Origin of the sequence: Mammaliicoccus sp. I-M35, assembly GCF_022386455.1 — a bacterium.
GTDB lineage: Bacteria > Bacillota > Bacilli > Staphylococcales > Staphylococcaceae > Mammaliicoccus > Mammaliicoccus sciuri_A.
The window spans coordinates 176,500-187,425 of record NZ_JAJNIL010000007.1; the positions used below are offsets into that span (position 1 = coordinate 176,500).

The window sequence follows — 10,926 nt, forward strand, 5'->3', positions numbered from 1 at the left end:
GAAAGTAGTGTCATAAATGATAGAAACGAAACAATTTAAAGACGATTTGCTTAATTGGTTTCATAAAAATAAACGACAAATGCCGTGGAGAGAAACATCAAATCCATATTATATTTGGTTAAGTGAAGTAATGTTGCAACAAACACAGGTTAATACTGTTCGACCATATTACAAAGCATTTATTGAGCGTTTTCCAACTATAGAAAGTTTGAGTGAAGCAAACGAAGAAGATGTACTTAAATATTGGGAGGGTTTAGGTTATTATTCTAGGGTTAGAAATTTTCAAGAAGCGGTTAAAGAAGTTCACCACAGTTATAACGGAGTAGTACCAGATAACCCTGATGATTTTAAAAAGTTAAAAGGTGTTGGCCCATATACAAATGCAGCAGTTATGAGTATCGTGCATAATCATCCGATACCAGCAGTTGATGGCAATGTGTTAAGAGTGTGGAGTAGATTGACTGGTAATGACAGTGATATAGCTGCACCGAAGACGAAAAAATTATATGAAGATGAATTACAGCCATTTGTAGAAGAACATTCTGGAGATTTTAATCAAGCAATGATGGAATTAGGAGCAACCATTTGTACACCTAAAAAGACTTTGTGTATTATGTGCCCTGTTCAAAAATATTGTTATGCATTTGCTAATGGTACAGTGGATGAATTACCGGTTAAAAAGAAAAAAATAAAGAAAAAGACAATTGATTTTAACGTATTATATATCACGAATCGTTCTGGAGAAATATTAGTACGCCAAAGAGATACGAAATTATTAAATGGCATGTGGGAGTTTCCAATGTTTGAGGCTGATGAAAGTATACACAGCATTGAAGAAACTTTAGATGCAGTTATAGATATTGATCAAACACCTGAATATACAACTAAGCATGTTTTTACACATATGACATGGAATATGAATGTATACCGTGCGCATACTCAAAAAAGTGATTTTGATTACCCATATAAATGGATTAAAAAAGAAGAAAAAGAACAGTTATCATTTTCAACATCTATGAGTAAGATTTTTAATCAACTCAATGGATAATGATAAGAAACATAATTTTAGCTTATTTATTTAAATATGATATAATAACTTGGTAAATATTTAAAAGGTGGTGTGGAACATGGTCAAAGAATCCATACCAAAAGAAGGCCAAGTAATTAAAATACAAAGTTATAAACATGATGGTAATATACATCGTGTGTGGTCTGAAACAACAATTCTTAAAGGTACGAGTCATGTTATTATCGGTGGGAATAATCGTACACTCGTAACAGAAAGTGATGGTAGAACTTGGGTAACAAGGGAACCAGCGATTGTTTATTTCCATTCAGAATATTGGTTTAACGTCATTTGTATGTTCCGCGAAGACGGTGTTTATTATTATTGTAATTTATCATCACCATTTGTTTGTGATGAAGAAGCGATTAAATATATCGATTATGATTTAGACATTAAAGTTTATCCAAGCGGCAAATATCATTTGTTGGATGAAGATGAGTATAAACAACATATGAAACAAATGAATTATCCTAAAGACATTGATGTAATACTTAGAAGAAATGTTGATATTCTACAACAATGGATTGAACGCAAGAAAGGACCATTTGCGCCAGACTTTATTAAAGTTTGGCAAGAAAGATTTCATTCAATTGATAGACGTAATTCTTGAGAATGAAAATATCACAGCCTAGCTAAAGCTAGGCTGTTTCGTTTGGACTAAGATTGGGGGAACAATAATGATTAAAAGGTATTTACAATTTGTAAAACCATACAAGTGGCATATTGTAGGTACGATTATCATTGGAATTTTAAAATTTGGTATCCCGTTATTACTTCCATTACTGATTAAATATGTAATCGATGATGTCATTAATAATGGTGCACTATCAATTGGACAAAAAACAGAAAAATTAACATATGCAATGTTAATTATGGGATTCATATTTGTTGTACTAAGACCACCTATAGAATACTTCAGACAATATTTAGCACAATGGACATCTAATAAAATTCTGTATGATATTCGTAAAAAATTATACACACATTTACAGGCATTAAGCTCAAGATTTTATGCTAATAATAAAGCAGGGGAAGTTATATCGAGAGTGATCAATGACGTTGAACAAACTAAAGACTTTATCCTTACAGGACTTATGAACGTTTGGTTAGATTTAGTGACTATCGTCATCGCATTAAGTATTATGTTTGTTCTAGATATTAAATTAACATTTACGGCAATTGCGATTTTCCCAGTATTTATATTTAGTATTTATTACTTCTTCGGAAAATTACGTAGTTTAACGAGAAGAAGATCGCAAAGTTTAGCAGAACTTCAAGGATTTCTTCATGAACGTGTTTCAGGGATGTCTGTTATAAAAAGTTTTGCTATAGAAAAAAATGAAGAAAAACGATTTGATAAAAGGAACCAAAACTTCTTAACTAAAGCAACTGATCATACGAAATGGAATGCCAAATCATTTGCAGTTATTAATACAGTTACAGATATTGGTCCATTATTAGTAGTAGGTATCGGTGGTTTTCTTGTTATTCAAGGGAATTTAACTGTTGGGACATTAGCAGCATTTGTAGCATATCTTGAACAGTTATACGGACCTTTAAGAAGATTGGTTTCATCATCTACAACTTTAACGCAAAGTATCGCTTCAATGGACAGAGTATTTCATTTGTTTGATGAAAAATATGATGTCAAAAATGAAGATGACGCACAAGACATTGTCATTAAAGAAGGGCACATTACGTTTGATGACGTATCATTTAAATATAATGATTATGAAGATGAAGTGCTCAAACATATTAACTTAGATATTAATAAAGGTGAAACCGTCGCATTTGTAGGTATGAGTGGTGGCGGTAAATCGACACTTATTAGTTTACTGCCAAGATTCTATGATGTGACGAAAGGTAGCATCAGTATTGATAATCATAACGTTAAAGATTTCACAACCGAAAGCCTCAGAAATCAAGTTGGTATGGTTGAACAAGATAATATTTTATTCTCTGATTCTATTAAAGAAAATATTTTATTAGGTAAACCAGATGCATCTGATGAAGAAGTTATAGAGGCTAGTAAAAAAGCAAATGCACATGACTTTATTATGTCATTGCCAAATGGTTATGATACAGAGGTCGGCGAACGTGGTGTGAAATTATCAGGTGGACAAAAACAAAGAGTTTCTATTGCAAGAATATTCTTGAATAACCCTCCTGTATTAGTACTTGATGAAGCGACGAGTGCACTTGATTTAGAAAGTGAAAAAATTATTCAAGATGCACTTGAAATATTAAGTACTGAAAGAACGACTTTAATCGTTGCACATAGATTATCAACGATTACACATGCGGATAAAATAGTTGTTATTCAAAATGGACAAATTGAAGAAGTTGGTTCACACAAAGAATTAATGGCAGCACAAGGTAGTTATTACAACTTATATAATATTCAATCGTTCGGGTAAAATTACAACACCCCCTCATTCTATGCTATTATTAATTTAATAGAGATAGACTGAGGGGGAATTTTTATGACTTTTTTAAGCATACTACAATTGATTGTGAATATTTTATTCTTTGTCATCATTATTGGTGGTATTATTGCCTGTATTTCTTTGTATGTTATAGATAAAAGGCAAAAGCATCATAGTGTATTAAGAAATTACCCTGTACTTGGTAGAGTGAGATACTTTTTAGAAAGTATAGGACCAGAACTTAGACAGTACTTAATATTAAATGACAATGCTGGAAAACCATTTTCAAGAAAGCAATATTTAAATATCGTCATGCCAGGTAAATATAAAAATAGAATCGAAAGCTTTGGGTCGTTGAGAAAATTTGAAGAGCCAGGATTTTATTTACAAAATACAATGTTTCCAGTAGACCATGACGAATTAGAAATTAACCAAGATGAACAAATGTCTACTTTCATTTATGAAATTTCTAATGAAGGACTTTTTGATCGTAAAGAAGAACAAAAACAAAAAGATGTTGATCCATATAAATTAACAACAGACAACCAAATTATTATAGGTGGTGACTTAAAACATCCATTTATCGTTAATAGATTGGTTGGACAATCAGGAATGAGTTATGGTGCACTAGGTAAAAATGCGATTACTGCATTGTCAAAAGGATTAGGCAGAAGCGGTTCATGGATGAATACAGGAGAAGGAGGATTAAGTGATCATCATTTAAGTGGAGAATGTGATATCATCTTTCAAATAGGACCAGGTTTATTTGGTGTTCGAGATAAAGAAGGTAATTTCGATGAGAAAGAATTTATTGAAAAAGCCAATATGAAACAAGTTAAGGCATTTGAATTAAAGTTAGCGCAAGGTGCCAAAACGAGAGGTGGACATATTGAAGGAGCAAAAGTAACAGAAGAAATTGCTGAAATTAGAAATGTAACGCCTTTTGAAACAGTTAACTCACCTAATAGATTTGAGTTTCTTCATAATAATAAAGAGTTGTTACAATTTGTTCAGAAGTTAAGAGAACTATCTGACAAACCAGTTGGCATAAAAATAGTTGTCGGAAACATAAATGATTTAAAGAAATTAATACATGAAATGGTATCATCAAACATTATTCCTGATTTTATTACTGTCGATGGTGGAGAAGGTGGAACAGGTGCGACTTATCAAGAACTTGTAGATACTGTTGGTTTGCCATTATTTTCTGCATTACCAATATTAGATGTAGAACTTAAAAAATTTAAAATAAGAGATAAAGTGAAAGTATTTGCATCTGGAAAACTTATCACGCCTGATCAAATTGCTATTGCTTTAGCGTTAGGTGCAGATCTCGTTAATGTAGCAAGAAGTTTAATGATTAATGTAGGTTGTATTATGGCTCAACAATGTCATACAAATAATTGCCCAGTAGGTGTAGCTACTACAGATCCAAAAAAGGAATCTGCTTTAGTTGTATCAGAAAAAGAATACAGAGTTTCAAATTATATTGTGAGTTTACATGAAGGGTTATTTAATTTAGCAGCAGCAGTAGGTGTGAGAAGTCCTAACCAAATAAATGAAAACCATTTATTATATAGAAGTGCTAATGGAAATGTCATGAATGTTAATCAATATAAAAAATCAATATATAAAGAGAATTAAAAAAAGACCTGAACAGTTATCTGTTCAGGTCTTTTTTTATAAATCAAAATCTTCATCTTCAATTTGAATGTCGCTATCTTCTGGATGGTATTTGAAATAACTAGAAGATAATTTGTCTAAATGTAAAATAGTCGCTTTATAATCTAACATAGCTGAAATAACTTGCATGACGTTCTCAATATAGTAATCTTCTTGATCAGGATTTTCCATAATATCTTTAATGAATATTTCCATTAAATCTTCTTTATAAGGTTCTACTAAATAATCTGGAACTTGATCAATTTCGTGTTTAGCTTTTTGTGATATCCTTACTAATATTTGTTCATGCTGCGCCATCAGTTCATCCAGTTCAAACTTCATTTGTACTTTGAGATCATCATTTAAGTTATGAATATCGTTTTCGTAACGATTCATTTTTCTTAAAACTTCGTATGCTCTACGTGTTGATGCAATAATCTCTTTGAAAAGAATCTTCTTACGCATTTGACTAAAAGCTTGTTTCTTTGTGTAGGCTCTTTCTTCTTTATAATATAAATAAAATTGTTCAAGCTTTACGATACGTGTTCTGATTGTTTCTAAATCTTGCTTTACGTAGTGAAATTCAGTTGTACCATTTAACACTAATCTAAACCATTTAAAGATATCTGTAGAAATATTAAGTGAGTTATAATACATTTTAGTTTCGAATTTCGGTGGTAAAAACGTAAAGTTAACAAGGAAAGCACTTAATACACCAATCATAACTAAGACGAAACGATAGAATGCAGAGATATAGAAATCTCCTTCATGATGTCCAAGTATGATTAAAGCTGTAACAACTGCTAAGTTAGAAACATGTTGTAGATTAAATTTGTAAAGTATTGAAATAATGATAATCGCTGTTAAACCGATAAATACAACATTGTTACCAAATATAGAGAATATGGTAACAGCTGTAATCGCACCAATCACATTACCTTGAAATTGTTCTACAATCGTTTTGAACGAACGATAGACACTTGGTTGCATGGCGACCATTGCAGCAACACCAGCTATTGATGTTATCATTGCTGGTCCTGGCAGTAAATTAGCTATAAATATTGCTAGGACAATCGCGATACCAGTTTTAAATATTCTTGCCCCAAATTTCATAAAACCATTCCTTTTTGTTTTTAAAACAGGGTTGTAACAAATATCACAAGCCTAGTATATATTGGTTATACAACGTTTTGGCTAACTTTTCAAGTTTATAATTGAGAGAAAGCGTAATCAACTGCATTTAATGTTTGATTTATGTCTTCTTCAGTATGTTCAGTCGTTAAGAACCATGCTTCATATTTAGAAGGTGCTAAATTAATACCTTGATTTAACATTAACTTAAAGAATTTTGCGAACTGTTCGCCGTCAGTATTTTCAGCTTGAACATAATTTTCAACTTTTTCGTCTGTAAAGTAAAGTGTTAAAGCACCTTTGATTCGATTAACTGTTGCTTTAACGTTATGTTTTTTAATTAATTCCAATAAACCTTCTTCTAATTGTTGACCTAATTGATCCAATTGATCGTAAACACCAGGTTGTTCCAATATTTCCAACAAAGCAATTCCAGCTCTCATAGAAAGTGGGTTACCCGCCATTGTACCTGCTTGGTATGCTGGACCAAGTGGCGCAACATGTTCCATGATTTCTTGACGTCCGCCGTATGCACCGATTGGTAAGCCGCCACCAATAACTTTACCAAATGCAGTTAAGTCAGGATAAACGCCTAATAAATCTTGTGCAGCTCCGTAATGGAATCTAAATGCTGTAATAACTTCATCATAAATCACTAAACCACCGTATTGATGTGTTACTTCATTTACAGCTTCTAAAAAGCCTTCTTTAGGTTCAACCATACCAAAGTTTCCAACGATTGGTTCTACTAAAACACCAGCAACTTGATCGCCCCAATGTTCCATAGCTTCTTTAAATGAATCTATATCATTAAACGGAACTGTAATAACTTCTTGCGCTACACTTTTCGGTACACCAGCAGAATCAGGTGTGCCAAGTTGAGATGGACCACTTCCTGCAGCAACAAGCACTAAGTCAGAATGTCCGTGATAACATCCAGCGAATTTAATGATTTTATCTCGCTTAGTATATGCACGTGCAACTCTAATAGTTGTCATAACAGCTTCAGTACCTGAGTTTACAAATCTGATTTTTTCTAATGATGGAATAGCGTTACGTAGTTTTTTAGCAAACGTAATTTCATATTCAGTAGGTGTACCGAATAATACACCATCTTCAGCTGCAGCTTTAATGGCTTCCGTTATATGTGGATGTGCATGTCCAGCTATGATTGGTCCATATGCTTGTAGATAGTCTATATATTTATTGCCATCAACATCGTAAAAATACGCACCTTTACCTTTTTGCATAACTACAGGAGCGCCACCACCTACAGCTTTATATGAACGAGATGGTGAATTGACACCACCAAGAATATATTCATTTGAAAGTGTTTGTAAGTACTCACTTTTTGTAAATTCCATATTATCAACCTCTTTTAATTTAATTATTTTCATTTATATCGTATCATAAAATTAAACATCTATCGTTTATAAGGAGTGTAAAATATGATACAAATTGGTGAAAAATTTCCGGATTTCAAGTTGAAAAATCAAAATGGTGAATTAATTAGTAATGAGGACTTAAAGGGATCTAAAGTCGTTGTTTATTTTTACCCTAGAGATAATACACCGACATGTACGACAGAAGCATGTGATTTTAGAGATAATTTAGAAGATTTTAATGAATTAAATACGAAAGTTTATGGTATTAGTGGAGATAGTGAAAAGAAACATGCTAATTTTTCTAATAAACATAATTTGAATTTTGATTTACTAGTAGATGAAGATTATAAGCTTTCTGAAGAAGTAGGCGTATATCAATTGAAGAAATCATTTGGTAAAGAATCAATGGGGATCGTTAGAACGACTTTTGTGTTAGATGAAGAAGGTACTGTCATACATAAAATTGACAAAGTAAAAGTTAAAACTCAAATTGAAGACTTAAAAAACTTTATAAAGGAATGATATAAATGAAAGTCGTTACTTTAATGAGGCTAAAAGAACAAGAAGAGAGACTAAAAGAAACATTTCCTAATGTAGATTTTAAATTTTATAAACATCCGAATGAAGCACGTGATGAAGATTTAGAAGATGTTGATGTATTAGTTAGTTATCATGGAGAAGTGAATCCTTCATTTTTAGATAAATGTAAGAATATCAAACTAATCGCATGGTTTGCTACAGGGGTGAATCAATTACCTCTAGGTTACATTCAAGATAGAGGAATTAAATTGACTAATGCAAGAGGGGTACATGCCATTCAAATCGCTGAATTTATTTTTGCATATATTCTAAATGATATTAAACTATTTAGTACTTCATATGAGTCTCAAAAGAAACGTGAATTTAATCATAAGCTTAAACCTGATTCAATAAATGAAAAGACTATTCTATTTTTAGGTACAGGCAAGATTCCGCAAAGAACTGCTGAAGTTGCTAAATCATTTAATATGAAGGTTATTGGTATAAATACAACTGGACATGATGTTCCTGGGTTTGATGAAGTTTATTCTATAGAAGAAAGATGTCATGTATATCATAAAGCTGACTTTGTTGTGAATGTATTACCTGAAACAGAAGATACGATACATTTATTACAGAAAGAAGACTTTAAACTTATGAATGAAGATACACATTTTATAAATGTAGGTAGAGGTACTGTCGTATCAGAAAGTGTCTTATATGAAGCCTTGGATAATAAAGAAATTAGATATGCATCTTTAGATGTATTTGAAGAGGAACCATTACCTGAAAACTCTAGACTATATGATTTAGATAATGTGTTTATCACAGCTCATATTACAGGTAATGATCTTAACAATTTAAAGAGAAGTACAGATATTCTAATTGAAAATCTTAAACATATTGAAAATGATGAACTAGATAAGTTAATAAACATTGTTAACTCAGAAGCGGGATACTGATTAATTGTTTGACAAAATGCTACTAAAAGGGATATATTATAAATAATAATCATTATAAATTAGAAGGTGGGTGTAAGGATGCAACAAAATATTGAGAATGTTGAACATATGTTAGACGATGCAATTGGTACTTTAAGAAGTACTGGTGTTAGAATTACACCACAACGTCAATCGATACTTCAATATTTAATCGAAACAGATAGTCATCCTACTGCTGATGAAATTTATCAGTCACTTTCACCACAATTTCCAAATATGAGTGTTGCTACAGTTTATAATAACTTAAAAGTTTTTAAAGAAACTGGGCTTGTTAAAGAATTAACATACGGTGACGCATCAAGTCGTTTTGATTTTGAAACACATAATCACTATCATATTATCTGTGATCAATGTGGTAAGATATCTGATTTTCATTATCCACGATTAGATGAAGTAGAACAATTGGCACAACATGTCACTAGTTTTTCAGTAACGCACCACAGAATGGAAATATATGGTGTTTGTCCAGAATGTCAAAACAAGAATAAATAAAACAAAAAGCTAAAGGCGGATGCCTTTAGCTTTTTTTCTTTTCTTCAGTATGTTCTTCAGTTTGCTGCTCTTCTAGTTTCTTAGATTTGCGCTTATTATTATAATCTTGATTAAAGGCTTTACCCTCTAAATTCTTATCTAATGTAAGAGGTTGATTACAATTAGCACAAATATCTGCTCGTCCTAACATTTTTGTATAATGATCACAGTTTGGACATTGCACTTGTATAGTCCGAGAACTCAACATGCCAATCCAAAAGTAAACTATAAATGAAAGACCAAGAGCTAACATTCCTAATACTAAGAATATACTAAATACAATTTGGCTCTTAAAATAGTAAAAGAAGAATACACCTATGTACATAACAATCATACCTAAGAAGATTAATCCTAATGCAAAAGATCTAATTCTATTTATTTTACTAGTAGGTTTTTTGCGAAATAGCTTCAAATCTATTCCCTCCATACTTATTAATACTGATAAAGTATAGCATAATTTCTATTAAAATATATAGTCCCTAATAAAGCGAAATAATACACAATTTTGTTTATATAAATCGTTGACGTATAGTATATATCTTGATATTATATAAAAGTCGTCAAAACAGACAGACATCGCAAAATAAAACGATTGTTAAAAAGGTTAATAAAGTGTAAATTTAACGCTTGAAATTAACTAAATAACAATGTAATATAAATTATGCAAGTTGATTGAAACGGAAACGACCACTTGAAAAGCTGAGTCAAACCGGACAAAACAAATTATTATTTTTTAAAAATAATACTTGACTTGATATTTAATAACTAGTATAATTGTTTCTTGTAGTGATTAAAATGAACATTGAAAACTGAATGACAATATGTCAACGTTAATTCCAATAATTGAGTACTGAAAGTACTTCAGAGTGATTGGCTTAACCAATCAAAAATGAGCTTATCAAGCTTACTTCTTTTATGGAGAGTTTGATCCTGGCTCAGGATGAACGCTGGCGGCGTGCCTAATACATGCAAGTCGAGCGAACAGATGAGAAGCTTGCTTCTCTGATGTTAGCGGCGGACGGGTGAGTAACACGTGGGTAACCTACCTATAAGACTGGGATAACTCCGGGAAACCGGGGCTAATACCGGATAATATTTTGAACCGCATGGTTCAATAGTGAAAGACGGTTTCGGCTGTCACTTATAGATGGACCCGCGCCGTATTAGCTAGTTGGTAAGGTAACGGCTTACCAAGGCGACGATAC

At 31.9% G+C, this 10,926-nt stretch carries 10 protein-coding genes and 1 rRNA gene; 8 read left to right on the plus strand and 3 right to left on the minus strand.

The features are described 5' to 3' along the window. The first annotated feature begins 16 nt into the window (after positions 1-16). The 4 genes from mutY to LQ679_RS09855 all read left to right on the plus strand — a co-directional run bounded on the left by mutY (position 17) and on the right by LQ679_RS09855 (position 5,136). The gene (gene mutY / locus LQ679_RS09840; RefSeq protein WP_204188924.1) at positions 17-1,048 is read left to right on the plus strand and encodes an A/G-specific adenine glycosylase; all 1,032 of its coding nucleotides are present in this window, start codon (positions 17-19) and stop codon (positions 1,046-1,048) included. Positions 1,049-1,127: 79 nt separating this feature from the next. After that, positions 1,128-1,676, plus strand: coding sequence for a nucleoside tri-diphosphate phosphatase (gene ntdP / locus LQ679_RS09845; RefSeq protein ID WP_025907189.1), 549 nt, complete (start codon positions 1,128-1,130; stop codon positions 1,674-1,676). 67 nt (positions 1,677-1,743) lie between these two features. Further along, positions 1,744-3,483, plus strand: coding sequence for an ABC transporter ATP-binding protein (locus tag LQ679_RS09850; RefSeq protein ID WP_037590537.1), 1,740 nt, complete (start codon positions 1,744-1,746; stop codon positions 3,481-3,483). Between the two features lie 66 nt (positions 3,484-3,549). After that, complete coding sequence (locus LQ679_RS09855; protein ID WP_239762580.1) at positions 3,550-5,136, plus strand: FMN-binding glutamate synthase family protein; 1,587 nt, start codon at positions 3,550-3,552, stop codon at positions 5,134-5,136. A gap of 36 nt (positions 5,137-5,172) precedes the next feature. On the opposite strand, the gene LQ679_RS09860 is transcribed toward LQ679_RS09855, so the two are convergent. Both LQ679_RS09860 and LQ679_RS09865 read right to left on the minus strand, forming a co-directional pair. Then, positions 5,173-6,267, minus strand: a complete 1,095-nt coding sequence (locus LQ679_RS09860) for an FUSC family protein (protein WP_037590539.1) — start codon at positions 6,265-6,267, stop codon at positions 5,173-5,175. 95 nt (positions 6,268-6,362) lie between these two features. Further along, entirely contained in the window at positions 6,363-7,649 is a 1,287-nt protein-coding gene (locus tag LQ679_RS09865; protein ID WP_037590540.1) for a glutamate-1-semialdehyde 2,1-aminomutase, read from the minus strand. Positions 7,650-7,733: 84 nt separating this feature from the next. On the opposite strand from LQ679_RS09865, the gene bcp reads away from it, so the two are divergent. The 3 genes from bcp (at position 7,734) to perR (ending at position 9,682) form a co-directional block, all read left to right on the plus strand. Then, positions 7,734-8,192: a thioredoxin-dependent thiol peroxidase gene (gene bcp, locus LQ679_RS09870; protein WP_037590541.1), complete on the plus strand. Its 459-nt coding sequence runs from the start codon at positions 7,734-7,736 to the stop codon at positions 8,190-8,192. Between the two features lie 5 nt (positions 8,193-8,197). Beyond that, on the plus strand, positions 8,198-9,151 hold the full coding sequence (locus tag LQ679_RS09875; RefSeq protein ID WP_239762582.1) for a phosphoglycerate dehydrogenase: 954 nt from the start codon (positions 8,198-8,200) through the stop codon (positions 9,149-9,151). A gap of 78 nt (positions 9,152-9,229) precedes the next feature. Beyond that, entirely contained in the window at positions 9,230-9,682 is a 453-nt protein-coding gene (perR, locus tag LQ679_RS09880; protein ID WP_025907200.1) for a peroxide-responsive transcriptional repressor PerR, read from the plus strand. A gap of 25 nt (positions 9,683-9,707) precedes the next feature. On the opposite strand, the gene LQ679_RS09885 is transcribed toward perR, so the two are convergent. Then, positions 9,708-10,148, minus strand: a complete 441-nt coding sequence (locus LQ679_RS09885) for a YgzB family protein (RefSeq protein WP_037590543.1) — start codon at positions 10,146-10,148, stop codon at positions 9,708-9,710. A 485-nt stretch (positions 10,149-10,633) separates the two neighbouring features. Between LQ679_RS09885 and LQ679_RS09890 the strand changes: the two genes are divergently transcribed. Continuing rightward, a 16S ribosomal RNA gene (locus tag LQ679_RS09890) occupies positions 10,634-10,926 on the plus strand; the annotation flags it as partial.